Source organism: Lysobacter enzymogenes (genome assembly GCF_017355525.1).
Classification (GTDB): Bacteria; Pseudomonadota; Gammaproteobacteria; order Xanthomonadales; family Xanthomonadaceae; genus Lysobacter; species Lysobacter enzymogenes_C.
This window is the reverse complement of sequence record NZ_CP067395.1, coordinates 2,645,217-2,670,670: the sequence shown is the minus strand read 5'-3', so window position 1 is coordinate 2,670,670 and position 25,454 is coordinate 2,645,217. Positions and strand designations below refer to the sequence as shown.

Here is a 25,454-nt window from a genome sequence, read left to right as displayed (position 1 = left end):
AAGGAGACCCGACGATGAAGCCCACGACCCATTCCCACGCGCCGATCCGGACCCTGGACGATCTGCAACCGCTGCTCGCCGGCCCGGCGCAGTTCGCGATCCTCGCGGTGTTGTCGGTGTTGCTGGCGGCGACCCGGTTCAAGGCCGTCGGCACGCTGCTGCACCTGCCCGACGCGTCGATGGCGGTGTTCTTCCTCGGCGGGCTGTATCTGCAGCGGCACCGGCTGTTCGCCGGCCTGCTCGCCGCGGCGGTGGCGATCGACTACCTCGCCATCACCGGGCGCGGGCTGGACTTCTTCCAGCACTACTGCGTGACGCCGTCGTACTGGTTCCTGCTGCTGGCGTACGCGGTGCTGTGGTACCTGGGCCGGGCCTGGGCGCCGTCGATGGCGGCGCGGCCGCGCGCGTTCGCCGGCGCGCTGGCGGTGGCGCTGGTCGCGGCGACGGCGTCGTTCCTGATCTCCAACGGCGCGTTCTACTGGTTCGGCGGCCGTTACCCGGATCCGAACTTCGCCGAGTACGTGCAGCGCGTATTGCGCTGGGGCCCGGTGTTCGTCGGCACCACCATGGCCTACATCGGCGCGGCGCTGCTCGCGCACGCGCTGCTCGCGCGCTTCGCCGGCGCGCGCGGCGCCGCGCCGCGCGCGCAAGACTGAGCCGCAACGTCCGCAGCACCGATCCCTGAGGAGTCCGTCATGACCTGGTTGCTTCCGCCGAGCGAAGCCGCATTGCCGCTGCGTTCGCGCAACGCGCAGATCGTCGCCGCCCTGGCCCTCGCCGCGCTGATGGTGTGCACGCGCGGCCAGCATTTCGCCACCGTCGACGCCTTGCCGAGCGCGTCGTGGGCGGTGTTCTTCCTGGCCGGCGCGCTGTTGCGGCCGGCCTGGCTGTTTCCGGCGTTTTTCGTGCTGTCCTCGCTGCTCGACCTGGCCAGCCTGGCGTTGGGCCGGGTCACCGACTGGTGCCTGTCGCCGGCGTACTGGGCGCTGGCCGTGGCCTACGGCGCGCTGTGGTGGGGCGGACGCGTGTACGCGCGCATGCACCGCGACCGCATCGCCACCGTGCCGGTGCTGGCGCTGACCCTGCTGGGAACTTCGGTGGTGGCCTATCTGATTTCCAAGGGCGGCTTCTATTTCCTGTCCGGGCGTTATCCGGACGCGAGCTGGATCGGCTTCGTCGACCGCATCCCGCACTACTATCCGCGCGCGCTCGGCACCCTGGCCGGCTATGTCGGCGCCGGCTTCGCGGTCTACGCCGTCGCGCGTCTGTTCGAAGCGCGCCAGCGCGCCGGAGCGCCGGCATGAGCGAGGACGCGCGCGACCGCGCCGGCTTCGCCGCCGCCGGCGAGGAAAAACATCGCGAGCGCATGCAGCGCAAGAAGGAACTGATCGACCGCAAGATCGCCCGCGCCACCATCGAGCGCGGCGTGCTGGTGGTCAACACCGGCAACGGCAAGGGCAAGAGCTCCTCGGGCTTCGGCATGCTCGCACGCTCGCTCGGCCACGGCTTGCAGTGCGGGGTGGTGCAGTTCATCAAGGGCAGCTTTTCGACCGGCGAAGAAGCGTTCTTCCGCCGCTTCGAGGAACTCGACTATCACGTGATGGGCGAGGGCTTCACCTGGGAGACCCAGGACAAGCAGCGCGACATCGCCGCCGCGCAGGCGGCGTGGGCGGTGGCCGCGCGCATGCTCGGCGACGAGGCCTACGATTTCGTCCTGCTCGACGAACTCAACATCGCCCTCGCGCACCGCTACGTCGCCGTCGACGACGTGCTGGCCGCGGTCGCCGCGCGTCCGCCGCGCCAGCATGTCGTCGTCACCGGCCGCGGCGCGCCGGATGCGTTGATCGAGGCGGCCGATACGGTCACCGACATGCGCGTGGTCAAGCATGCGTTCAAGGCCGGGATCAAGGCGCAGAAGGGGATCGAGCTTTGAAGCCGGGCGTCGGCAGCCGGGCATCGGGCGTCGGCGGCATTCCGGCTGCTGCGAGTCCCGCCCGCTGCCCGGCGCTGTTGGTTTCCGCGCCCGCTTCCAATCAAGGAAAAACCAGCGTCACCGCTGCATTGGCGCGTTGGCATGCGCGCCAGGGCCGGCGCGTACGCGTGTTCAAGACCGGGCCGGATTTCCTCGACCCGATGGTGCTCGAACGCGCCAGCGGCGCGCCGGCGCAGCAACTCGATCTGTGGATGTGCGGCGAGGACGACGTGCGCGCGCGCCTGCACGCGGCGGCGGCCGAAGCCGATCTGATCCTGATCGAAGGGGTGATGGGCTTGTTCGACGGTTCGCCGTCGAGCGCCGACCTGGCCCAGCGCATCGGCGTGCCGGTGCTGGCGGTGATCGACGGTTCGGCGATGGCGCAGACCTTCGGCGCGCTCGCCGCCGGCCTGGCGCGTTACCGCGACGGCTTGCAGGTGTACGGCGTGGCCGCCAACCGGATCGGCAGCGCGTACCACGCGCAGTTGCTGCGCGAGAGCCTGCCGGCCGATCTGCGCTGGCTCGGCGCGTTGCCGCGCGATCCGGCGCTGGCCTTGCCGGAGCGGCACCTGGGGCTGGTCGCGGCCGGCGAACTCGGCGATATCGACGCGCGCCTTGACGCGCTGGCCGATGCCTGGGCCGCGCACGCCGACGCGCAGCTGCCGCCGGCGCTCGAATTCGCCGCTGCATCGATGCCGGCACCGACGCAGAGCCTGCGCGGCCGCCGCATCGCGGTCGCCCGCGACGCCGCGTTCTGTTTCCTGTATCCGGCCAACCTCGATCTGCTGCGCGCGGCCGGCGCCGAGCTGACGTTCTTCTCGCCGGTGGCCGGCGAGGCCTTGCCCGAGTGCGATGCGGCCTGGCTGCCGGGCGGCTATCCGGAACTGCACCTGGACGCGCTCGCGGCCAACGCGGCGCTGCGCCAGGGCCTGCACGCCCATGTCGACGCCGGCAAACCGCTGCTGGCCGAGTGCGGCGGCCTGCTGTACTGCCTGGACGAACTGAGCGACCGCGACGGCCGCGCCGCGCCGATGGCCGGACTGCTGCGCGGCCATGCGCGCATCGGCGCGCGGCTGGCCGCGCTCGGGCTGCAAGCGGTGGCGCTGCCGCAAGGCGAGTTGCGCGGCCACACCTTCCACTACGCCCAGGCGCAGATCGACGACGAGGCGGTGGCGATGTCGGTCAACCCCAACGGCGGGCCGAGCCGCGAGGCCGTGTACCGCCGCAGCCGCATGCACGCGAGCTTCGTGCACTTCTATTTCCCTTCCAATCCCGACGCGGCCGTGCGCCTGTTCGCGGCATGAGCGCGCAGGCGCTGGCGTGGACGATGTTCGGCGGCGCGCTGCTCGACGCCGCGTTCGGCGAGCCGCGCCGCGCCCATCCGCTGGTCGCGTTCGGGCGGCTGGCGCGCGCGCTGGAAACCGCGCTGCACGCCGACAGCCGCGCGCGCGGGCTGGCGGCGTGGACGCTGGCGGTGCTGCCGCTGAGCGCCGCCGCGGGCTGGCTGCAGCTCGCGCTGTGGGGCGCGTCGCCATGGCTCGGCGGCGCGTACGCGGCGCTGGCGCTGTACTTCGCGATCGGCCTGCGCAGCCTGCGCGAACACGCCGCGCCGGTCGCCGCCGCGTTGCAGGCCGGCCGGCTCGAAGACGCGCGCGCCGCGGTCGGCCGCATCGTCAGCCGCGACACCCATGCGCTCGACGCCGAGCGGGTCGCCGCCGCGGCGACCGAGTCGGTGCTGGAAAACGGCAGCGATGCGGTGTTCGCCGCATTGTTCTGGTTCGCCCTGCTCGGCCCGGCCGGCGCGGTGCTGTACCGGCTCAGCAACACGCTCGATGCGATGTGGGGTTACCGCAACCCACGCTACGAACGTTTCGGCTGGGCCGCCGCGCGCATCGACGACGCGCTGAACTGGGTGCCGGCGCGGCTGACCGCGCTGACCTACGCCGCGCTCGGCGACGGCCGCTGCGCGCTGCGCTGCTGGCGCACCCAGGCGCCGACGTGGGACAGCCCCAACGCCGGCCCGGTGATGGCCGCCGGCGCCGGCGCGCTGCGCGTGCGCCTCGGCGGTGCGGCGCCGTATGAGGGCGTGTGGGAAGCGCGTCCGCTGCTCGGCGAAGGCGCGGCGCCCGACGCCGGGTCGGTGCGCCGCGCGCTGGCCCTGGTCGAACGCGGCGCGTGGCTGTGGTTGCTGATCGTCGCCGTGGTCGCGGTCTTGGAGTGGCGGCATGCGGGCTGAGCGCAACGCGTCGCAACCGTCGGGAGCGCCCCATGCTTGAACACGGCGGTCGTCTGCTGCGCGCCGCGCAGCGCTACGGCATTCCCGCGGCGCAGTGGCTGGACCTGTCGACCGGGATCAACCCGGACAGCTGGCCGCTGCCGCAAATCCCCGCGCGCGCCTGGCAGCGGCTGCCCGAGGACGACGACGGCCTCGCCGAAATCGCCGCCGGCTATTACGGCGCGCCGCAGGCGTTGCCGGTCGCCGGTTCGCAGGCGGCGATCCAGGCCTTGCCCGAGCTGCGCGCGCGCTCGCGCGTCGGCGTGCTCGCGCCGGGCTACGCCGAACACGCGCATGCCTGGCGCCGCGCCGGCCACGAGGTCGAAACCTTGTCTGGCGACGACTTGCTCGCGCAGCGCGAACGCTACGACGTGGTCGTGCTGATCCATCCCAACAACCCCGGCGGCGACCGCTTCGAACGCGACGCGCTGCTGGCGCTGCACCAAGGCTTGGCCGCGCGCGGCGGCTGGTTGCTGATCGACGAGGCCTTCATGGACGCCACGCCCGAGCGCAGCCTGTGCGGCGACACCGCGCGCGACGGGCTGATCGTGCTGCGCTCGGCCGGCAAGTTCTTCGGCCTGGCCGGCGCTCGCGCCGGCTTCGTCTGCGCCGCACCGGCGCTGCTGGCCGCGCTGCGCGAACGGCTCGGCCCGTGGACGCTGACCGGCCCGGCGCGTTACGTGCTGCGCCACGCCTTGGCCGACCGCGACTGGCAACAGGCCATGCGCGCGCAACTGCGCGCGCAGGGCGAACGGCTGGCGGCCTTGCTCGCGGCGCACGGCCTGGCGCCCAGCGGCGGCAGCGCGTTCTTCCAGTGGCGCCGCGATCCGCGCGCCGCGCAACTGCACGACGCGCTGGCCCGGCGCGCGATCCTGACCCGGTTGTTCGAGCAACCGGCGAGCCTGCGCTTCGGCCTGCCGGGCGGCGAAGACGAATGGCGGCGGCTCGACGCCGCGCTGGCCGAACTCGGAGACCTGCACGAATGAGCGCACGCGTGCTGATGGTGCAAGGCTGCACCTCCGACGCCGGCAAGAGCGCACTGGTCGCGGCGCTGTGCCGCTGGCTGCACCGCCGCGGCGTCGCGGTGGCGCCGTTCAAGCCGCAGAACATGGCGCTGAATTCGGCGGTCACCGCCGACGGCGGCGAGATCGGCCGCGCCCAGGCGGTGCAGGCGCAGGCCGCCGGGCTGGCGCCGCACACCGACTTCAACCCGATCCTGCTCAAGCCCAACAGCGACACCGGCGCGCAGGTGATCGTGCACGGCCGCGCCGTCGCCGAGCTGGACGCGCGCGCCTACCACGACTACAAGCGCGTCGCGATGCAGGCGGTGCTGGCCTCGCACGCGCGCCTGTGCGCGCGCTACGCCGCGGTCGTGGTGGAGGGCGCCGGCAGTCCGGCCGAGATCAATCTGCGCGACCGCGACATCGCCAACATGGGCTATGCCGAGGCGGTCGATTGCCCGGTGATCCTGATCGCCGACATCGACCGCGGCGGCGTGTTCGCGCATCTGGTCGGCACCCTGGCTTTGTTGTCGGACAGCGAACGCACGCGCGTCGCCGGGTTCGTAATCAACCGTTTCCGCGGCGACATCGGTTTGCTGCAATCCGGGCTCGATTGGCTCGAACGCGAAACCGGCAAGCCGGTGCTCGGGGTGCTGCCGTACCTGCACGGCCTGCACCTGGAAGCCGAAGACGCGTTGCCGCGCGAGGCCGGCGCCAAGCCCGGCGCGCGCCTGCGGGTGGCGGTGCCGGCGCTGCCGCGGATCAGCAACCACACCGATTTCGACGCGCTGCGCGCGCATCCGCAGGTCGATTGCCGCTTCGTCGGCCCCGGCGAAACGCCGCCGGCCTGCGATCTGATCGTGCTGCCGGGCTCCAAGTCGACCCGCGCCGATCTGGACTGGCTGCGCCGCAACGGCTGGGCCGAGGCGATCGCCCGCCATCTGCGTTACGGCGGCCGGGTCGTCGGCATTTGCGGCGGCATGCAGATGCTCGGCGGCGCCGTGCACGATCCGCACGGCATCGAAGGCGAGGCCGGTTCCAGCCAGGGCCTGGGTTGGCTCGAACTCGACACCACGCTGCAAGGGCAGAAGCTGCTGCGCAACGTGCGCGGCCATCTGAGCTTCGCCGATGCCGCGGTCGAGGGTTACGAGATCCACTGCGGCGTCAGCGCCGGCGCCGGCCTGGGCCGGCCCGCGCTGCGCTTCGCCGACGGCCGCTGCGACGGCGCGCTGTCGGCCGACGGGCAAGTGCTGGGCACCTATCTGCACGGCCTGTTCGACCATCCGCAGGCGCTGGCCGCGCTGCTGCGCTGGGCCGGCCTCGACGATGCGCAAACGCTGGACCTGCGAGGTTTGCGCGAAGCATCGATCGACCGCCTCGCCGACGCGGTCGAACAACACCTGGACACCGACGCGTTGGCCGCACTGTTCGGCCTGCGTCACGGCGACGAGGAGCGCGTATGCGTACCCTGATCCTCGGCGGCGCGCGCTCGGGCAAGAGCGCGTTGGCCGAACGTCTGGCTGCGGCGCACGACGAGGTGGTCTACATCGCCACCGCGCAGGCGCTGGACGGCGAGATGGATGCGCGCATCGCCCATCACCGGGCGCGGCGGCCGGCGCGGTGGGGGTGCGTGGAGGAGCCGCTCGCGCTGGCGGACGCGTTGCGGGCGCATGCGGCGCCCGGGCGGTGCGTGTTGGTGGATTGTTTGACGTTGTGGCTCAGCAATTTGCTGGAACACTGCGATGCAGAAGTGTTCGAACGCGAACGCAGAGCCTTCTTGTCGACCTTGCCCGAGCTGCGCGGGTCGGTGCTTTTGGTCAGCAACGAAGTCGGCCTCGGCGTGGTGCCGATGGGCGAACTGGGCCGTCGCTTCGTCGACGAGGCCGGGCGCCTGCATCAGGCGCTGGGCCAGAGCTGCGAGCGGGTGGCATTCGTGGCGGCAGGTTTGCCGCTGGTATTGAAAGGCCCGGCGCTGTAGGCGGGCACGATGCGGAGAGCGAGACCTTGAACGAAGAAACCCAATGGTGGTCGCGCGCGTGCCTGCGCGCGGACGCGGCCATCGCCGAACAGGCCCTCGCGCGGCAGGCGCAACTGACCAAACCGCCGGGCTCGCTCGGCCGGCTCGAAGACGCGGCGGTGCGGCTGGCGGGGCTGCAGGCCACGCCGCGGCCTTCGCTGCAACGGGTGTGGATCAGCGTGTTCGCCGCCGACCACGGCGTCGCCGCCGAAGGCGTGTCGGCGTTTCCGCAGGCGGTCACCGGCGAAATGCTGCGCAACTTCGCCGGCGGCGGCGCGGCCATCGCGGTGCTCGCGCGCAGCCTCGGCGCCAACCTGGACGTGGTCAACCTCGGCACGGTCAACGATCCGGGTCCGATCAGCGGCGTGCATCGCGCGGTCATCGCCGCGTCCACGGCCAACTTCTGCGAAACCGCGGCGATGAGCGAGCCGCAGCTGCGCGCCGCGCTCGCGGCCGGCGTCGCCAGCGTGCGCGCCGCGCGCGACACCGGCGCGCAGTTGTTCATCGGCGGCGAAATGGGCATCGCCAACACCACCGCCGCGGCGGCGCTGGCCTGCGCGCTGTTGCAGCGCGCACCAAAGGAACTGGCCGGCGCCGGCACCGGGCTGGATGAGGCCGGCATCGCCCGCAAGGTCGCCGCGATCGAACGCGCGCTGGCGCTGCACGCCGACGCCGACAGCGATTGGGAACGGCTGCGGCGCCTGGGCGGCTTCGAGATCGCGGCCCTGGCCGGCGCCTACATCGCCTGCGCCCAGCACGGCGTGCCGGTGCTGGTCGACGGTTTCATCTGCACCGTCGCGGCGCTGGCCGCGCAGCGGCTCAATCCCGGTTGCGGCGAATGGCTGCTGTACGCGCACCGCTCGCACGAGCGCGGCCACGCCGCCTTGCTCGACGCGCTCGGCGCGCAGCCCCTGCTCGATCTCGGCCTGCGCCTGGGCGAAGCCAGCGGCGCCGCGGTCGCGGTGCCGTTGCTGCGGCTGGCCTGCGATCTGCACAACGGCATGGCGACCTTCGCCCAGGCCGGCGTCTCCGGCGCGTCGGCGTGAACGCGGGCGCGTCGGCCGGCCCTGCTCCGGCAGCGGCGCCCGCGCCGGGCGCGCCCAGCTTGCGGCCTATTTCCCTGACCCGGCTCGCGCGGGCATCATCGGTGTCCGCCACCGACCGCGTACAAGGACCGACGCCGAGATGACCCCGCCACGCTCTGTCGATTCCGGCGCCGCCGATTCCGGCTTTGTCCACGCCGGCCACGCCCAGGCCGGCTCCGTCCACGCCGGCCCGGTCCACCTGGACCTGCTGCGCCACGGCGACACCGGCCACCGCAGCTACCGCGGCCAGCTCGACGACAGCCTGCTGGAACTGGGCTGGCGGCAGATGCGCGACGCGGTGCTGGGGCGCGACTGGGACGCCATCGTCAGCTCGCCGTTGCAGCGCTGCGCCGCGTTCGCGCAGGAACTGGCGCAGGCGCGCGGTCTGCCGTGGGCGCTGGAGCCGCGCCTGCGCGAATACCACTTCGGCGATTGGCAGGGCCGCCCGGTCGACGCCATCGCCGCGCAAGAAGGCGACGCGCTGGCGCGGTTCTGGGCCGATCCGGTCGCGCACCCGCCGCCGGGCGCGGAAGGCTTCGACGAATTCGCCGCGCGCCTGACCGCGGCGATGAACGAGATCGCCGAGCGCCACAGCGGCCGCCGCGTGCTGGTGGTGACCCACGGCGGCGCGATCCGCCTGCTGCGCTGCATCGCCGCCGGCCGCCGCTACACCGACCTGCTCAACATCGATGTCGCCCACGCCTCGCTGCACAGCGTCAGCTGGCCGCCGCAGGCCGCGCGCGACGGCGCGCACGCGCGCGCCGAGGCCGACGCAAGCGCGCAGGCCGATCCAGTCGACGGTTGATGCGCGCCGCGCTGGCCGCGATCGGTTTCCTGACCCGCATCCCGGTGCCCGCGCGGGCGTTCGCCGACGCCGAGGCGCAACGCCGCGCGCTGATCTGGTATCCGTTGGCGGGCGCATTGATCGGCGCGCTGCTGTGCGCGCTGGCGTGGGCGTTGCAGACGCGGCCGCCGCTGCTGTCGGCGGCGCTGTTGCTGATCGCGTGGACGGCGCTGACCGGCGCCTTGCATCTGGACGGGCTGGCCGACATGGCCGACGCCTGGGTCGGCGGCCTGCGCGCGGATCCGCAGCAAAGCCGCGCGCGCACCCTGGAGATCATGAAAGACCCGCGCAGCGGTCCGCTCGCGGTGGTGGCGGTGACCTTGGTCCTGTTGTTGAAGTTCGCCGCGCTGGCGAGCCTGCCGGCGCCGGCGTGGGCGGCGCTGGCGCTGGCGCCGCTGCTGGCGCGCGCGACGTTGACGCTGGCGTTTGTGACCACGCCGTACGTGCGCAAGGCCGGCCTCGGCGAGGCCTTGGTCGCGGCGCCGCGCGCGGCCTGCATCGCCGCCTTGATCGTCAGCGCGGCCTTGTGCGCGCTGGCCGGCTGGCGCGGCGCGCTGGCGCTGGCGGCGGCTTCGCTGGTGTTCGCGCTGTGGCGGCGGGCCTGCCTGCGCCGGCTGCAGGGCATGACCGGCGACACCTGCGGCGCGCTGACCGAGCTGACCGAGGCGGCGGTGCTGGCGGCGCTGGCGCTGTCGTACTGAGCCTGCGGCGGCGCGCGAAAGCGCAAGATAGGAACCGCCGCGTACCGCCGCGACTGCGATGCTGACCGCCATCCCACCGCCGAGCGCGAGGAGCAAGACCATGCCCCCCGTCAAGGAATCGCCTGCCGCCGTCGCGGCTCCCGTGCCGGCGCCCGCCGCCGTCTCCACCGTGGCCGAAGCCGCCGCCGCCGGCGCGCCCATCGTCGAACCCGCGCCCGACAGCGGCCGCACCGCCGCGGCGCCGGCGCGCGGCGCGCTCAAGCCCGGCACCCGCGACGCCCATCACCGCCGCATCCAGCGCGCGGTGGCGCTGATCGAACAGGCCATCGGCCACGGCGACGAGCCGCCGGAGCTGGGCCGGCTGGCCGAAGCGGCCTCGTTCTCGCCGTTCCACTTCCACCGCGTCTACCGCGCGATGACCGGCGAAACCACCGGCCAGACCGTGGCCCGGCTGCGCCTGCTGCAAGGCCTGCGCCTGCTCGCCAACGGCGAGCGCACCGTCACCGACGCCGCGCTCGCGGTCGGCTACCAGACTCCGCAGGCCTTCACCCGCGCGCTGCGCCAGGGCATCGGCGGCACCCCGAGCGAACTGCGCGCCGAGCCGGAGCGGCTGTGGCGCGAGATCGACCGCCTGGCCCAGCCGCCCGCGCCCGAGGACGGCACGGCCGCGCCGCTGCGGGTCGAAGTGGTCAGCGTCGAACCGTTCCAGGTCGCCGCGTTGCGGGTGACCGGCGCGTATCCCGAACAGAACCAGGGCTATGGCCGCCTGTTCGGTTGGGCGGCGCAGAACGGCTTGCTCGACTCGCTGCGCGGTCTGTACGGCGTCCCGCTCGACGACCGCCGCGACGTGCCGCCGCAGGCCTGCGCGTTCGACTGCATGCTGGCGCTCGGCGCGGCCTTCGCCGACGACCCGGGCGAGGGCATCCGCCTGCAAACGCTGGGCGGCGGACGCTACGCGCGGGTCCGTCTGGTCGGCGCCTTCGACGGCCTCGAAGCGCTGACCGACGCCCTGCTGGCGCGCTGGCTGCCCGACAGCGGCGAAACCCTGCGCGCCGCGCCGCTGTTCCACGAATACCTGGACGACCCGGACGAAACCCCGGAAGCGGTGCTGCGCACCGACATCTACCTGCCGCTGGCCTGAGCCGCGGCCGCGCCGGAGCGATGCTCGGCGCAACCAATCGCACGCGATGAAAACCACCCGCACGAATCCAGCGGCGCGGACGTATGCGGTGCCGCGGTCGCGGCTCGCGCCGCTCCTACAGGTAGCGGCCGTGGCTTTTTGTAGGAGCGGCGCAAGCCGCGACCGCGCCGACGCATTGGCCGGCGCAACCGATCGAAGGCGACGAAAACCACCCGCACGAACCAAGCGGTGCGGACGCATGCGTTGCCGCGGTGGCTACCTGTAGGAGCGGCGCAAGCCGCGACCGCGCCAAGGCAATGACCGGCGCAACGAATCGAAGGCGATCAAGACCACCCGCGCGAAGCAAGCGGCGCGGGCGTATGCGGTGCCGCGGTCGCGGCTCGCGCCGCTCCTGCACAAAGCCGCGGCCGCTACGCGCGGCCCGGCACGTCAGGCGCCGGCCGCTTCCAGCCGCGCCTCGAGCTCGGCGACCTTCGCCTCCAACGCGGCGATGCGCTCGGTCAGCGCCGATTGCGCCGCCGGGCTCGCCAGCGTCGGGTCCGCGCCGGAGGCCGACGCGGTCCATTCCGGTTCGCCGCACAGCAAATGGCCGTAGCGGTCTTCGCGCTGCCCGCTCTGCCGGCCGAGCAGCTTGACCAGCGGCGGCTGGTGCTGGGACAGACGCTCCAGCGCGTACTGCACGTCGCCGGCCGATTCGAACTTGGCCATGCGCTCGCTGCGGCTCAGCAGTTCGTTGGCGGTCTGCGGGCCGCGCAACATCAGCAGGGCCAGCAGCACGGTCTGCGGGCGGGTCGCGTCGAGCGCGGTGCCGGCGCGGTGGCCGTAACGCTCGGCGCGCGGGGAATGGTGCGATTTGACCCAGCCGCGCGGCTCCAGCTGGCGCAGCGCGTGGGCGACGTCGCCCTGTTCCAGGTGGGTGACCGGGTCGCGCGAGGTCTTCTGGTTGCAGGCGACCACGATCGCGTTGAGGGTCAGCGGATACACGTCCGGCGTGGTCGCTTCCTTCTCGATCAACACCGCGACCACGCGCGCTTCGATCGGAGTCAGTTGCGGCGGCGGGGCGGCGGCGTTTGCGCTGGGATCGGTGGCGGACGGTTCGATATCGCTCATGGCTGCGGTTCGGCAAGGGCGGTGGACGAAAGGCGCCGGCGCCCGGCGCCGGCGCCTGCCGCTGCGGACCTCGCGGTCCGCGGCGGCGGGAGGACATCACACTAGCCGACATCGGGCGCCAGCGCGTACCGCGCCGGCGCCCTCACACCAGCGCCGTCGACGGCGGCAGCTGGCGTTCGCCGCGGTAGACCGGCGCGGCCATGACCATTTCGGCCAGGCTGTGGGCCAGCTCGCGCTCGGCCATCACCGCGCCGTCGGCGCCGTGCTCGATCAGGTGCTTGACCTCGTTGTCGCTGTGGGCGCGCGCGACGATGCTCAGGCCCGGGTTGATCTCGCGCAGCTTGGCGATGATCTCGCCGGCTTCCAGCGCATGCGGGATCGCCAGCATCGCCGTGGTCGCGCGCTCGGGCACCGCTTCGCGCAGCACCCGCTCGTTGACCGCGTTGCCGAGGATCGCCGGCAGCCCGGCCGCGCGCGCCTTGGCGATCAGGCTTTCCTCGCCGTCGATGACCACCATCGGGATCTTGTGCTCGCCGAGCAGGCGCGCCAGCTCGCTGCCGACGCGGCCGTAGCCGACCAGGATGACGTGGTTGTCGATGTCGGCCGGCACCTGCGGCGGGTCTTCGCCGCGCGCTTCCTGCGCCGCGGCGGCTTCGCGCGCGTTCTTGCGGTCGAGCCAGGCGAACAGCAGCGGGTTGACCACGATCGACAGCAGCGCGCCGGCCAGGATCAGGTCGTGGCCTTCCTTCGGCAGGATCTCCAGGTCCATGCCGAGGCCGGCGAGGATGAAGGAGAACTCGCCGATCTGGGCCAGGCTCGCGGAAATCATCAGCGCGGTCGAGTTCGGCTTGCCGAACGCGCGCACCAGGGCGTAGGCCGCGAGCGACTTGCCGATCACGATGATCGCGAACACCGCCAGCACTTCCAGCGGTTCCTTGAGCAGGATCTGCGGATCGAACAGCATGCCGACCGAGACGAAGAACAGCACCGCGAACGCTTCGCGCAGCGGCAGGGTCTCGTTGGCGGCCTGATGGCTGAATTCGGATTCGTTGAGCATCATGCCGGCGAAGAACGCGCCGAGCGCGAACGACACGCCGAACAGTTCGGCCGAGCCGAACGCCACGCCGAGCGCGATCGCCAGCACGCACAGGGTGAACAGTTCGCGCGAACCGGTGCCGGCCACGCGTTCGAGGATCCACGGAATCACCCGGCGGCCGACGATCAGCATGAAGGCCACGAACGCGCCGACCTTGGCCAGGGTCACGAACAACTGGCTCCAGATCTGGCTGGCGTCGCCGCCTTCGCCCTTGAGCAGGCCGGCCAGCGCCGGCAGCAGCACCAGGGCCAGCACCATCGCCAGATCCTCGACGATCAGCCAGCCGACCGCGATGCGTCCCTTGGCGGTTTCCACCAGCCGCCGTTCTTCCAGCGCGCGCAGCAGCACCACGGTACTGGCGACCGACAGCGCCAGACCGAACACCAGGCCGGCGCCGTGCGACCAGCCCAGGTAATACGCCATGCCCCAGCCCAAGGCCGTGGCGACCGCGATCTGCAATATCGCGCCCGGTAGCGCGATGGCTTTGACTTCGAGCAGGTCGCCCAGCGAGAAGTGCAGGCCGACGCCGAACATCAGCAGGATGACGCCGATCTCGGCCAACTGCGGCGCGAGCGTTTGGTCGCCGACGAAGCCGGGCGTGAAGGGGCCGGCGATGACGCCGGCGATGAGGTAGCCCACCAGCGGCGACAGCCGCAGGCGTTGAGCGATCATTCCGAAGATGAAGGCCAGGACGAAGCCGGCTACCAGGATCGCGATCAGGGACGTGTGGTGCATCGGCTCTCCTGTGGTCTGGTCCTTGGAAGAATGTGTGCTGAACGATTCAGATGCAAGTCTTTCTCGTTCGATTCATTCTCGCAAACGATTGTTTCTGCGGGATTTTTCGCCCCGCGACGAGCGCGGCGGCGACGCCGGCGCGCAGCCGCCCGAGCCCGCGCGGCAAGGCCTGCAGCCGAGAGGGAACAGCGGGTTTTATGCCTGCGTGCCGGTCGCTCCGGCGTGATGCGCGAGGATGAACCGGGATTCATCCCCGCGCCGTCGCGACGGCGGCGGTGGCGGGATTTGCGCGGGAGGCGGCCGGGAATGCGCGGGCGGATGCAGCGCGCCCACACGTTGGCCGGGCTCTGAGACCGCGCGATCCGCGAGTGGTTCCCGCGCGCCGAAAGCACGAGCGTTCGCGTTTCCCGCCAAGCCCCCTGTAGGAGCGACGCAAGTCGCGACCGCGCCAACCCGCCTGCGACGAACGCAAGTCCCCAAGGCGAAACATCGCCCGCCGAACGCACGCCCGCGCAAGGTTCGCACCGGCGCAGACATAAAAAAGCCCCGCCAAACGCGGGGCTTCGAGCCGGCCATCGTCGCCGGCGAAGGCGTTACCGCGCGCTGCTGCGCGCCTGCGGCTGGCGGCTTTCGCCGTCGCGCGCCTTCGGCAACGGATTCTCGACGACCGCCGGCGCCGACAGGCGCTTGGCGAGCGGATTGGTGCAGAAGGTCTCCTCGCACAACTGCCGCGCTTCTTCGCAGGCCTGCGCCTTTTCCGGCGTATCGGCGCGGCTCATGCAGCGGTTGAACAGCCAGGGACAATCGTTGCAGGCCGCGAACGCGCTGGAGATCGGCAGCAGCGCGGCGATCGCGGTGACGGTGGCGAGCACTACGGGGGTCAGCAAGACAGACTTGAACATGACGGTCCTTCCCATGATCGCGCCGAGTCGTTCGGCCCGCAGAAGGTAGCACCGGGGCCGCGCCGGTTTCGGGCCTCTCGCACAAAACCGGGCCGAACGGCGCGGCCTTCGCCGCCCGTGCGGCACGGCGCGAACCGCGCCGGCGCTGCGCCCGCGCGGATATGACTTTAAGCATCTGCCGCCGCTGTCGCGATTGGATAGGGTGGCGCAGGCCGCCGCGCAGGGGATTCGGATGACGATGCAGATGGGTTGGACGCGTCGCGCGTTTCTCGCCGCCTCCGCCGCCGCAATCGCGCAGGCCGCGCTGCCGTTCGGCGCGCGCGCCGCGCAGCCCGCGTCCGCCGCGCGGCAGCGGATCGTCGAATCCTTCGTCCGCGACAACGGCTTCCACGGCGTCGTCCGCTTGGTGCACGACGGTCGCGTCGTGTTCTCCCGCGCCTTCGGCATGGCCGATATCGAAGCCGGGCGCGCGGCTTCGGTCGACACGCTGTACCCGCTGGCGTCGATCTCGAAATGGCTGACCACGCTGAGCGTCTTGCGGCTGGTCGACCGCGGCCAGCTCGATCTGGCCGGACGCATCAGCGATTACCTCAGCGGGTATCGCGCCGACACCGGCGCGCGGGTCACGCTTGCGCACTTGTTGTCGAACATGAGCGGCATCCCCAACCGCTTCGACCCCAAGGCCGATCCGGGCGTATGGACGCGGCCGTACACCACCCAGGAGGCGATCGCCGCGTTCTGCTCCGGCGACCTGGCGTTCGATCCCGGAACCCGCTTCGACTACCAATTCACCAACTGGGTGATCGTGCAGGGCATCGTCGAGACGGTGACCGGCCGCATGTTCGCCGACGCGGTCGACAGCCTGACCCTGACCCCGTTGCGGCTGCCCGGGATCGTGCCGCGCTACACCGACGATGCGCGCGAACGCGTGGCGATCGGATACGCCTCGACCGAACCGCTAGTGCGCAAGATGTTTCCGCAGCGGGTGTACGGCCTCGCGTCCGGCGGTTACTGCGGTCGCGCGCAAGACCTGATCCGCGCCGCGCACGGCGCCTATGCCGACGGCTTCCTCAGCGATACATCGCGCGCCGCGTTGAGCGCGGTGCGCTCTGCGGCGGACGAGTACGCGCTCGGCGGGCGGGTGCGGACGGTGAAGATCGGCGCCCGGTCGATGCCGTTCGCCTGGGAAACCGGCAACACCGAGGGCTACCGTTCGCTGCTGGGCCATCGCCTGGACGGGCGGACCAGCCTGGTCGTGCTCAACAACACCAGCTTGAGCCAGAAGACCATCGACCTGTTCGCCGATGCCTTGCTGTCCACGTTGTAAGCCCGACGCCGGGGCGTTGCGGCGCGAAGCCGGGTCCCGCAACGCGCCGTCCACGACAGCAGGAGGCGGCGTGCGCCGCCGCCTCCCGCGCTTTCACCACTTGTAGCCGACCTTGGCGTAAGCGAACGCGCCGTTGAAGCCGAACGGCGCGTAGCTGGTGTACGGCAGCTGCCCGCTTTCGCTGTTGGCGTAGATCGACTCGTCGGGATATTCGTTGAGCACATTGTCGCCGCCGACGGTGAACTCCCAGCCGTTGACCGCGTAGGTCGCCGCGAGGTCCAACGTCCACTTCGCCGCGAAGGTCTGATCGCGCACGCCGCTGGGATCGTCGTTGAAGGTGTGGAATTCGCCGTAACGGGTCGCGGTCGCGTCGAAACGCCAGCCGTCGCGGTTCCAACTGCCGCCGAGGAAGAACTTGTCTTGCGGCGCGCCCTGGGTGATGCGGCCCCGCTCGACCCGGCCGATGCGTTGCAGGTTGAGCCCGCCGGCGGTGAGCTCCGGCGGGTTCGGCGCGATGCGTTCCAGCGTGGTCTTGTTGCGGTTGTAGCCGGCGGTCAGGTCGAGCGCGCCGCCGGCGAGCTGGAACTTGTAGCTGCCGACGATATCCAGGCCGCGGGTGCGGGTGTCGACCGCGTTGGTGAAGTAGCGGCCGCCGTTGATGCCCGGGTAGCCGCGCGCTTCCAGGAAGCTCGCGACCGCCGGGCCGCGCAGGTTTTCCGAGAGGATGATGCGGTCGTCGATGTCGACCTGGTACGCGTCGACGGTGATGTACAGGCCTTCGACCGGTTGCAGCACCAGGCCCAGGCCGAGATTGGTCGACTCCTCGGCCTTCAGCGGTTCGGCGCCGAGCGCGACCGCGGCCGGGTCGTCGACGGCGAAGGTGCGCACCTGGAACGGGTTGGGATCGCCGAGCACGATCACGGTCTGGGTCGACTGGTAGAACTGCTGCTGCAGCGACGGCGCGCGGAAGCCGGTCGACACGGTGCCGCGCAGCGCGACCTTGTCGTTGAAGGCGTAGCGCGCCGACAGCTTGCCCGAAGTGGTTTCGCCGAAGTCGCTGTAGCTCTCGTAGCGCGCCGCCGCGCCGAGCGAGAGCTTGTCGGTCACATCGCTTTCGAGGTCGGCGTAGAACGAATAGCTGTGGCGGTCGCGGCGGCTGGCGTCGGACGGGGTGAAGCCGGGGAACACCTGCGCGCCCGGCGCGCCGGGTTCGGGGCCGGCGATGTAGGACGCCGGTTCGCCCGCGCTCTGGTTGAATTTTTCGCCGCGCCATTCCGCGCCGAACGCCACCGTCAGCGGGTACTTCAGCCAGCCCACGTCGAAGGCCTTGTTGAAGTCGGCGTTGAGCACGTTCTGGGTGGTTTCCAGGCTGCCGATGTAGAAGCTGCGCGGCGAGGACGCGCCGAGGGTGCGGTTGAGGCTGTGGCGCACGTCGAAGTCGAGCTGGTTCTGGCCGTAGTTGTAGCTCAGGTCGAGGTTCCAGCCGCCGGCGGTTTTTCCGCGCAGGCCCAGCACGGCGGCGCGGTCCTTGCTGACGTTGTCGATCTGCGGCAGGAAGCCGTCGGGATAGACCGAGAGGATGTTGTTGGGATTGCCGGGCGCGCGGTAATAGCCGTTGGAAATCGCGCGGCGGCGGCTGGCGGTGCCGAACGAGTAGAACTCCACGCCTTCGGCGGCCTGGTACTGCGCGTTGTAGGCGAACGCGCCCTGGTCGATTTCCGGATCGCCGTAGCGATGGACCACGCGGCCCTTCGGGTTGCTAGTCGGGGTGACCGGGCCGAGGTAGGGGCGGGCGCGGTTGGTGTTGTCGCTGTGGCCGCCCTGCGCGGCCAGATGCACGGCGCCGTTGTCGCCGAGCTTGAAACCGACGTCGCCGGACAGCTGGTACTGCTCGCCGTCGCCGGCGCTGTACTGGCCGTAGCGCGCCGCGACCGAGCCGCCTTCGCCCGCGCCCTTGAGCACGATGTTGATCACGCCGGCGATGGCGTCGGAACCGTATTGCGCCGAAGCGCCGTCGCGCAGCACTTCCACGCGTTCGATCGCGGCGATCGGGATCGCGTTGAGGTCGACCGGCGAAGAACCGCGGCCGATGCTGTCGTTGAGGTTGATCAGCGCGGTGGTGTGGCGGCGCTTGCCGTTGACCAGCACCAGCACCTGATCGGGGGCGAGGCCGCGCAACTGCGCCGGACGCACCGCATCGGTGGCGTCGGTGATCGCCGGGCGCGGGAAGTTCAGCGAGGGCAGGGCGCGCGCCAGCGCGGTCGCCAGTTCGACCGTGCCGGTCGCCTCCAGGGTCTGCGGGGTGATGATGTCGATCGGCGCGGTGGACTCGGCCACGGTGCGGTCGGACACGCGCGTGCCGGTGACGATCAGGGTGTCGAGGTCGGTCGGATTGGCGCGTTCGGCCTCGGCCGGGGCGTCGGCGGCGAGGGCGGCGGCCGGGGCGACGCTGGCGACGAGGGCGAGCGATACGGCGCGGCTGAGCAGGGACAGACGGCGGTGCATGAAGACTCCGGGCGGTGCGAACGGGGAACGTCGGGCCGAGCGAACCCGCGCGGCCGGCCCGCTGGGGCGGTTTGCCGCGAAAGGCGATCTCGTTGACGCGTGGGGGCGGTCTGAGGCCGGTGTCCCGATTATTCGACGGCGGCCCGCCGCGCGGCCGAACCGATCCTCATGAGCAAATACCGATCAGTCATGCGACCATATCGGCATGATTGCTTTCCGTGATTTCGCCATGCGGCGCGGCGAACGCCTGCTGCTGTCCAACGTAGACCTGACCCTGCACGCCGGCTGGCGCGTGGGCGTGATCGGCCGCAACGGTACGGGCAAGTCCTCGCTGTTCGCGGCGATCCAGGGCGAAGTCGAGGCCGACCGCGGCGACATCGAGGTGCCCAACCGGGTGCGCATCGCCAGCGTGGCCCAGGAGACTCCGGCGCTGGACGATCCTGCGCTGGATTTCGTGCTGTCCGGCGACGCCAACGTCTACAAGGTCATCGTCGCCGAGCGCGAAGCGGTCGAGCGCGAGGACTGGGAAGCGGTCGCCGACGCCCACCATCAGCTCGAGGAACTCGGCGGCTACGACGCCACCGCGCGCGCCGGCAAGCTGCTGCACGGCCTGGGCTTCAGCGCCGACACCCACGAGCGCGCGGTCAAGGAATTCTCCGGCGGCTGGCGCGTGCGCCTGAACCTGGCGCGCGCGCTGATGACGCCGTCGGACCTGTTGCTGCTCGACGAACCGACCAACCACCTCGACCTCGACGCGGTGCTGTGGCTGGAGCAGTGGCTGCTGAAGTATCCGGGCACCTTGCTGCTGATCTCGCACGATCGCGAGTTCCTCGACGAAGTCACCACCCACACCCTGCATCTGCACGACGGCAAGGCCAAGCTCTACACCGGCGACTACACCGCCTTCGAGCGCCAGCGCGCCGAACACCTGCGCCTGCAGCAGATCACCCACGAAAAACAGATGGCCGAACGCGCCCATCTGCAGAGCTTCATCGACCGCTTCAGCGCCAGCGCGGCCAAGGCCAAGCAGGCGCAGTCGCGGGTCAAACGCCTGGCCAAGATGGTCGGCACCGAGGCGGTGCGGGTCGAGCGCGCGATGCGCATCGAATTCCCCGCGCCGGCCAAGCTGCCGCACGCCTTGCTGCGCCTGATCCACGCCGATTGCGGTTACGGCGATCATGTCGTGCTCGACAACGTCAGCTTCATTCTCGAGGCCGGCGACCGCATCGCGCTGCTGGGGCCGAACGGCGCGGGTAAATCGACCCTGGTGAAATCGCTGGTCGGCGAACTGGACCTGCTGACCGGCGAGCGCGGCGGCCATCCGGACCTGCGCATCGGTTACTTCGCCCAGCACACGGTCGAATCGCTGCACGCCGGGGTGAGCCCGATCGACCATCTGGCCGAAATCGCTCCGGGCGTCGCGACCCAGCAATTGCGCGATTTCCTAGGCAAGTGGAATTTCCCCGGCGACCGCGCGTTCGAATCGGTCGACGGTTTCTCCGGTGGCGAGCGCGCGCGCCTGGCGCTGGCGCTGATCGCGTGGCGCAAGCCGAACGTGCTGCTGCTCGACGAACCGACCAACCACCTCGACCTGGACGTGCGCGAAGCGCTGGCCGAAGCGTTGTCGGATTTCCCCGGCGCGATCGTGCTGGTGTCGCACGATCGCCACTTGATCGGCCTGGTCTGCGAAACCTTCTGGCGCGTCGCCGATGGCGTGGCGCAACCGTTCGACGGCGACCTCGACGCGTACGCGGTGTGGCTGCGTACGCGCGACAACAGCAACGACGGCAAGGGCGCGGCCGCGACCAAAGCCGCCGCCGCTGCCAGCGCTGCGGGCAAGGCCGCGCCTGCGGCCGGCAAGTCCGGCAAGAAGATCAACCCGGTCAAGCTGGCCGAGGCCGAGAAGCGCGTGGCCGAGCTGGAATCCAAGCTGCATACGCTGGACATGGATCTGGCCGATCCGACCAAGTACGCCGGCGGCGGCGACAATGCTGCGGAGTTGGCGCGGCAGCGCGAGCAGGTGGCGGCGGAGTTGGAGAAGGCCGAGGCGGCCTGGATGGGGTTGTACGACGGGGCGTGAGTTCGGTGTCTGGTGGCGGGGTGCGTTGTCTTGGCGTATCCCCAGGTCCGTCATTCTGAAATTCACAGCGAAACGCCCCCTGTAGGAGCGGCGCGAGCCGCGACCGCGCCAACGCAACTACGACGAACGTCGTCTGAGCCTGTTGGTTGCGCGCGACGACAAGCCACAATCCAAAGCTTCCGTCCGCAAGCGGCCGGGTCACTTTCTTTGTCTTGCCAAAGAAAGTAACCAAAGAAAGGCGCTTTCCTTGTTTTCGAATCAAGAGCCACTAAGGTTCGATGCCTGCGCAGGGATGCGGGACAAGGGCCATCCTGGCCCGGTCCCGCACGCGCGCATCCATGCGCGCGCCCTTCGGGTCTCTCATTGCCTGTGGCGAGTTCGGGGCGGCGGGGGGAGCAAGGAGCCAACGGCAACGGCAAAGTCAAAACGGATTCCGGTTTTCGCTGGAATGATGGGGAATAGACTTTGGAGCGTGCATGGCATGCATTGCCCCCGGGCCATTGTCGCCGCCTAGACATCCTCTCCCCTATCGTCCCGCCCTGATTTCGCAACAGGGGGCCGCATGAGCCGCGAACTGATCTATCTGCTGCTGATTTTCGGCCTGCTGGTCGTCCCGCGCGCGTTGCAGCGCTACAAGATCCCGGCGCCGCTGACCTGCCTGTTGTTCGGCATCGTCGCGATGCTGGCCTGGGGCGACAAATCCCACGACACCGTGGTCGGCATGCTGGCCACGCTCGGCATCTCCTCGCTGTTCCTGTTCGCCGGCCTGGAGGTCGAGCTAAGCGCCTTGCGCAAGGGGCTGTGGCCGCTGGTCGCGCATCTGCTCATCCGCACCGCGACCCTGGTCGGGGTGGGCTGGCTGGCCTGGCGCTACGGCGGGCTCGGCTGGCAGGCCGCGGGCCTGCTCGCGCTGGCGCTGCTGACGCCGTCGACCGGTTTCATCCTCGACAGCCTGGCGCGGCTCGGGTTGGACGAGGAGGAGCGGTTCTGGGTCACCAGCAAGGCCATCGCCGGCGAATTGCTGGCGCTGGCGGCGTTGTTCGTGGTGTTGCAGGCCAGCGATCCGGTGCGCATGGCGCTGTCGTCCGGCGCGCTGATCGCGATGCTGGTCGGCCTGCCGCTGCTGTTCGTCGCGCTCGGCCGTTGGGTCGCGCCGCATGCGCCGGGCTCGGAGTTCTCGCTGCTGGTGATGGTCGGCATGATCGCCGCGTTCGCCACCGCCAAGCTCGGCGTCTATTACCTGGTCGGCGCCTTCGTCGCCGGCCTGATCGCGCGGCTGCTGCGCGAACGCATGCCGCTGCTGGCCTCGCACGAGAACCTGCATGCGGTGCGCTTGTTCGCCTCGTTCTTCGTTCCGTTCTATTTCTTCAACGCCGGCACCAAGGTGCCCGGCGGCGCGCTGAGCTTCGAGGCGCTGGGGCTGGGCCTGTTGCTGACCGCGGTGGTGCTGCCGCTGCGGATCGGCGTGGTCTGGCTGCAACGGCGCGCGCTGTTCGGCGAGAAGCACGGCGCCAGCCTGCGGGTGTCGGTGGCGCTGGCGCCGACGCTGATCTTCACCCTGGTCCTGGCCGGCATCCTGCGCGAGCGCTTCGCCTTGCCGGACGCGTGGTTCGGCGCGCTGCTGCTGTACGCCGCGCTGACCACGATCCTGCCGTCGCTGGTGTTCCGCGCGCCGTTCGACGTCGATCCGGCCGAGGGGCATGTCGGCGAAGGCGGCCCCAGCCATCCCGACGACGCCGGCGACCGCCGCCGCCGCGAGGCCGCGGCCGGGGTCGGCCGGCCCGAACCGGAGCCGACCGCGGTGCCCGCGGCCGCGGTCGCTGCGGGGCGGCCGGATCCGAACCCGCCGGGCGGCTGAAACCGCCGCCGGACGGGCGGAGCGGGCGCGGATCCGGGCCGAAACCGGCCGCTCGCCGCGGCCGCGCGCTTGCATCGGCGGCGTCGAGCCCCAAACTAGCCAGCCTGAGTCGGCTTCCCCACGTTCCCCGCCATGCCCATCTACGCCTTTCAGTGCAATGCCTGCGGCCACAGCTTCGACCGCCTGCAGAAGCTTTCCGACCCCGATCCCTCGGCCTGCCCCGAGTGCGGCGCCGACCAGGTCGGGCGCCAGCTGACCGCGCCGCAGTTCCGTCTGGCCGGCGGCGGCTGGTACGAAACCGACTTCAAGAAGGACGGCGACAAGAAGCGCAATCTGGCCGGCGAAGGCAGCAGCGGCGGCGCCGCGGCGAGCAAGCCGGCGGAAAAGAAGGCCGATCCGGCGCCGGCCGCGGCGGCTCCGGCGCCGGCCGCCAAGCCGGCGGCCAGCGGCAGCTGACGCCGCCGCGCCTTCAGCGATACCTGAAAGGGCGCCGCGAGGCGCCCTTTCTCGTGGCAGGGCCTTCAGGCACGAAACCCCTGCAGGCCTAAAACCGAAACTGCTGCTTTGTGGCAGGCCTTCAGGCCCGCCGCTTTCCTGCCAGGCCGCCGCGACCTTAGCCATCAGCGTCGGGCCTGAAGGCCCTCCCACCCGGAGTTCTCCTGCAAAAAGGCTCTCCCGGCAAAGCGCTCCGCGCAAAAACATCCGGCCTGCGCCGCCTGAGCCAATCCCCGCGGCGCCTGGACTAGAATGTCCGGCCCCGGCCTGAGCGCCGGCGGGACGGCTCCGGCCCGGCTTCGCGCCGCGGTCCCTGCGAGCCGCCAGCGGCAAAACCCCCACGATCCAACGATCGGCCCGCCCGATCGACCAATCCGGAGCTTCCATGCGTACCCACTTCTGCGGCCTCGTCGACGAGGCGCTGATCGGCCAGACCGTCACCCTGTGCGGCTGGGTCAACACCAACCGTGTGCAAAGCCACGTGGTGTTCACCGATCTGCGCGATCACGAAGGCGTGGTCCAGATCGTGGTCGATTCGGACATGGGCGATCTGTTCAAGGCCGCCGGCGATCTCAGCGCGGAAAGCTGCGTGCGCGTGACCGGCACGGTACGCGCGCGCGGCGCCGCCAACGACAAGATCCGCAGCGGCAAGGTCGAAGTGCTGGCCGCGCAGATCGAAGTGCTCAACAAGGCCGAGCCGCTGCCGTTCCACGCCCACGAGAACGCCGGCGAGGAAACCCGCCTGACCTATCGCTACCTGGACCTGCGCCGTCCGGAAATGCAGAAGATGATGCGCACCCGCATCCGCCTGGTGCAGTCGCTGCGCCGCTGGCTCGACGCGCGCGGCTTCCAGGACATCGAAACCCCGATCCTGACCAAGGCCACGCCCGAGGGCGCGCGCGACTTCCTGGTCCCGGCGCGCATGCACCCGGGCGAGTTCTACGCGCTGCCGCAGTCGCCGCAGCTGTTCAAGCAGATCCTGATGGTGGCCGGCTTCGACCGCTATTACCAGATCGCGCGCTGCTTCCGCGACGAAGCCCTGCGCGCCGACCGCCAGCTCGAGTTCACCCAGCTCGACATGGAGTTCGCCTGGGTGTCCGAGCGCGACGTGCAGGACACGGTCGAGGGCATGATCCGCGAAGTGTTCAAGGAAACCATCGACGTCGAGCTCGACGCGACGTTCCCGCGCATGACCTACGCCGAAGCCATGCGCCGCTACGGTTCCGACAAGCCCGACCTGCGCATCGAGCTGGAATTCGTCGACATCGCCGAGCTGGTCAAGAGCTGCGAATTCAAGGTCTTCACCGACTGGGCCAACCACGCCGACGGCCGCGTGATCGCATTGCGCGCGCCGGGCGCCGCGGGCTGGTCGCGCAAGCAGATCGACGAGGCCGGCGCGCATGCGGCCAAGCACGGCGCCAAGGGTCTGGCGTGGATGAAGATCGAGGACGCGTCCAAGGGCCGCGAAGGCATCAATTCGCCGATCGCCAAGTTCTTCGACGACGCCACCCTGGCCAAGATCGTCGAAGCCAGCGGCGCACAGAGCGGCGATGCGATCTTCTTCGGCGCGGCCGACTACAAGACCGCCAGCGACTTCATGGGCGCGCTGCGCCTGAAGCTCGGCAAGGACCTGGGCCTGGTCGGCGAAGGCTGGAAGCCGTTGTGGGTCACCGACTTCCCGATGTTCGAGTGGGACGAGGAAGCGCAGCGCTACGTCGCCTTGCACCATCCCTTCACCGCGCCGGCGGTGGACGACATCGCCGACCTGCGCGCGAACGCGAAGACCGCAGTGTCGCGCGGCTACGACATGGTGCTCAACGGCAACGAGATCGGCGGCGGTTCGATCCGCATCCACCGTCCGCAGATGCAGTCGGCGGTGTTCGACCTGCTCGGCATCGGCGCCGAGGAGGCCGAGGCCAAGTTCGGCTTCCTGCTCGACGCGCTCAAGTACGGCGCGCCGCCGCACGGCGGCATCGCCTTCGGCATCGACCGCATCGCCGCGCTGATGGCCGGCACCGAATCGATCCGCGACGTCATCGCCTTCCCCAAGACCACCACCGCGCAATGCCTGATGACCGGCGCGCCGTCGCCGATCCCGGACGCGCAACTGGCCGAGGTGCATGTGATGGTGCGGCCGAAAGATCCGGCCTGAGTTTCGCTGCGGCGGCCCGGCGCGTACGTCGGGCCACCGCTTCGATCGTCGTGGGAGGGGCTTCAGCCCCGAGGCTTTGCGCCGGGATCGCGACGATCCGGCACGAAAGCGTCGGGGCTGAAGCCCCTTCCGCATTTAGAATCCGCAACATCGTCGTC

The 25,454-nt window shown here is 70.9% G+C and carries 22 protein-coding genes and 2 pseudogenes; 18 read left to right on the top strand and 6 right to left on the bottom strand.

Annotated features, from left to right (window positions below; genetic code table 11):
• Positions 1-14 precede the first annotated feature (14 nt).
• The 12 genes from JHW38_RS11095 (at position 15) to JHW38_RS11040 (ending at position 11,036) form a co-directional block, all read left to right on the top strand.
• Complete coding sequence (locus JHW38_RS11095; protein WP_242691329.1) at positions 15-656, top strand: hypothetical protein; 642 nt, start codon at positions 15-17, stop codon at positions 654-656.
• Positions 657-704: 48 nt separating this feature from the next.
• Positions 705-1,304, top strand: coding sequence for a hypothetical protein (locus JHW38_RS11090; protein ID WP_428995319.1), 600 nt, complete (start codon positions 705-707; stop codon positions 1,302-1,304).
• On the top strand, positions 1,301-1,933 hold the full coding sequence (gene cobO, locus JHW38_RS11085; RefSeq protein ID WP_207525958.1) for a cob(I)yrinic acid a,c-diamide adenosyltransferase: 633 nt from the start codon (positions 1,301-1,303) through the stop codon (positions 1,931-1,933). The genes JHW38_RS11090 and cobO overlap by 4 nt, the downstream gene beginning before the upstream one ends.
• Before the next feature lie 74 nt (positions 1,934-2,007).
• Positions 2,008-3,276: a cobyrinate a,c-diamide synthase gene (locus tag JHW38_RS11080; protein WP_207526336.1), complete on the top strand. Its 1,269-nt coding sequence runs from the start codon at positions 2,008-2,010 to the stop codon at positions 3,274-3,276.
• The gene (gene cbiB / locus JHW38_RS11075; RefSeq protein WP_207525957.1) at positions 3,273-4,208 is read left to right on the top strand and encodes an adenosylcobinamide-phosphate synthase CbiB; all 936 of its coding nucleotides are present in this window, start codon (positions 3,273-3,275) and stop codon (positions 4,206-4,208) included. Before JHW38_RS11080 ends, cbiB begins: the two co-directional genes overlap by 4 nt.
• A gap of 32 nt (positions 4,209-4,240) precedes the next feature.
• On the top strand, positions 4,241-5,233 hold the full coding sequence (cobD, locus tag JHW38_RS11070; RefSeq protein WP_207525956.1) for a threonine-phosphate decarboxylase CobD: 993 nt from the start codon (positions 4,241-4,243) through the stop codon (positions 5,231-5,233).
• The gene (locus JHW38_RS11065) at positions 5,230-6,720 is read left to right on the top strand and encodes a cobyric acid synthase (RefSeq protein ID WP_207525955.1); all 1,491 of its coding nucleotides are present in this window, start codon (positions 5,230-5,232) and stop codon (positions 6,718-6,720) included. Before cobD ends, JHW38_RS11065 begins: the two co-directional genes overlap by 4 nt.
• The gene (cobU, locus tag JHW38_RS11060) at positions 6,708-7,226 is read left to right on the top strand and encodes a bifunctional adenosylcobinamide kinase/adenosylcobinamide-phosphate guanylyltransferase (protein ID WP_207525954.1); all 519 of its coding nucleotides are present in this window, start codon (positions 6,708-6,710) and stop codon (positions 7,224-7,226) included. Before JHW38_RS11065 ends, cobU begins: the two co-directional genes overlap by 13 nt.
• Before the next feature lie 26 nt (positions 7,227-7,252).
• Positions 7,253-8,311: a nicotinate-nucleotide--dimethylbenzimidazole phosphoribosyltransferase gene (gene cobT, locus JHW38_RS11055; RefSeq protein ID WP_207525953.1), complete on the top strand. Its 1,059-nt coding sequence runs from the start codon at positions 7,253-7,255 to the stop codon at positions 8,309-8,311.
• Positions 8,312-8,450: 139 nt separating this feature from the next.
• Positions 8,451-9,155: a histidine phosphatase family protein gene (locus JHW38_RS11050; RefSeq protein ID WP_207525952.1), complete on the top strand. Its 705-nt coding sequence runs from the start codon at positions 8,451-8,453 to the stop codon at positions 9,153-9,155.
• Positions 9,152-9,895, top strand: a complete 744-nt coding sequence (locus JHW38_RS11045; protein WP_207525951.1) for an adenosylcobinamide-GDP ribazoletransferase — start codon at positions 9,152-9,154, stop codon at positions 9,893-9,895. The genes JHW38_RS11050 and JHW38_RS11045 overlap by 4 nt, the downstream gene beginning before the upstream one ends.
• 100 nt (positions 9,896-9,995) lie before the next feature.
• Positions 9,996-11,036, top strand: coding sequence for an AraC family transcriptional regulator (locus JHW38_RS11040; protein ID WP_207525950.1), 1,041 nt, complete (start codon positions 9,996-9,998; stop codon positions 11,034-11,036).
• Positions 11,037-11,465: 429 nt separating this feature from the next.
• Here JHW38_RS11040 and JHW38_RS11035 read toward each other — a convergent pair whose 3' ends face one another.
• The 3 genes from JHW38_RS11035 to JHW38_RS11025 form a co-directional block, all read right to left on the bottom strand.
• The gene (locus tag JHW38_RS11035) at positions 11,466-12,146 is read right to left on the bottom strand and encodes a YceH family protein (protein ID WP_207525949.1); all 681 of its coding nucleotides are present in this window, start codon (positions 12,144-12,146) and stop codon (positions 11,466-11,468) included.
• 142 nt (positions 12,147-12,288) lie between these two features.
• Positions 12,289-13,977, bottom strand: coding sequence for a YbaL family putative K(+) efflux transporter (gene ybaL, locus JHW38_RS11030; protein WP_207525948.1), 1,689 nt, complete (start codon positions 13,975-13,977; stop codon positions 12,289-12,291).
• A gap of 593 nt (positions 13,978-14,570) precedes the next feature.
• The gene (locus JHW38_RS11025; RefSeq protein ID WP_207525947.1) at positions 14,571-14,879 is read right to left on the bottom strand and encodes a hypothetical protein; all 309 of its coding nucleotides are present in this window, start codon (positions 14,877-14,879) and stop codon (positions 14,571-14,573) included.
• A gap of 244 nt (positions 14,880-15,123) precedes the next feature.
• Here JHW38_RS11025 and JHW38_RS11020 point away from each other — a divergent pair, with 244 nt between their 5' ends.
• A complete protein-coding gene (locus tag JHW38_RS11020; protein ID WP_207525946.1) occupies positions 15,124-16,206 on the top strand; it encodes a serine hydrolase domain-containing protein in 1,083 nt (360 codons plus the stop codon).
• Positions 16,207-16,299: 93 nt separating this feature from the next.
• Here the strand turns inward: JHW38_RS11020 and JHW38_RS11015 are convergent, their stop codons facing one another.
• A complete protein-coding gene (locus JHW38_RS11015) occupies positions 16,300-18,711 on the bottom strand; it encodes a TonB-dependent receptor plug domain-containing protein (protein WP_207525945.1) in 2,412 nt (803 codons plus the stop codon).
• A gap of 205 nt (positions 18,712-18,916) precedes the next feature.
• On the opposite strand from JHW38_RS11015, the gene JHW38_RS11010 reads away from it, so the two are divergent.
• The 4 genes and pseudogenes from JHW38_RS11010 to JHW38_RS25950 form a co-directional block, all read left to right on the top strand.
• Complete coding sequence (locus JHW38_RS11010; RefSeq protein ID WP_207525944.1) at positions 18,917-20,791, top strand: ABC-F family ATP-binding cassette domain-containing protein; 1,875 nt, start codon at positions 18,917-18,919, stop codon at positions 20,789-20,791.
• 562 nt (positions 20,792-21,353) lie between these two features.
• Positions 21,354-22,649: a cation:proton antiporter gene (locus JHW38_RS11005; protein WP_207525943.1), complete on the top strand. Its 1,296-nt coding sequence runs from the start codon at positions 21,354-21,356 to the stop codon at positions 22,647-22,649.
• A gap of 132 nt (positions 22,650-22,781) precedes the next feature.
• Positions 22,782-23,105 (top strand): FmdB family zinc ribbon protein, encoded by a 324-nt coding sequence (locus JHW38_RS11000; protein WP_207525942.1) that lies wholly within the window; start codon positions 22,782-22,784, stop codon positions 23,103-23,105.
• Positions 23,044-23,301 (top strand): annotated as a pseudogene (locus JHW38_RS25950) (DUF6053 domain-containing protein); the annotation flags it as partial. The gene JHW38_RS11000 and the pseudogene JHW38_RS25950, both read left to right, overlap by 62 nt.
• Here JHW38_RS25950 and JHW38_RS25945 read toward each other — a convergent pair.
• Positions 23,232-23,531 (bottom strand): annotated as a pseudogene (locus tag JHW38_RS25945) (DUF6053 domain-containing protein); the annotation flags it as partial. The pseudogenes JHW38_RS25950 and JHW38_RS25945 overlap by 70 nt on opposite strands.
• On the opposite strand from JHW38_RS25945, the gene aspS reads away from it, so the two are divergent.
• Positions 23,530-25,296, top strand: a complete 1,767-nt coding sequence (aspS, locus tag JHW38_RS10995; RefSeq protein ID WP_207525941.1) for an aspartate--tRNA ligase — start codon at positions 23,530-23,532, stop codon at positions 25,294-25,296. The pseudogene JHW38_RS25945 and the gene aspS overlap by 2 nt on opposite strands.
• On the opposite strand, the gene JHW38_RS25940 is transcribed toward aspS, so the two are convergent.
• Complete coding sequence (locus tag JHW38_RS25940) at positions 25,178-25,447, bottom strand: DUF6053 domain-containing protein (RefSeq protein ID WP_428995300.1); 270 nt, start codon at positions 25,445-25,447, stop codon at positions 25,178-25,180. The genes aspS and JHW38_RS25940 overlap by 119 nt on opposite strands.
• Between the last annotated feature and the right edge of the window lie 7 nt (positions 25,448-25,454).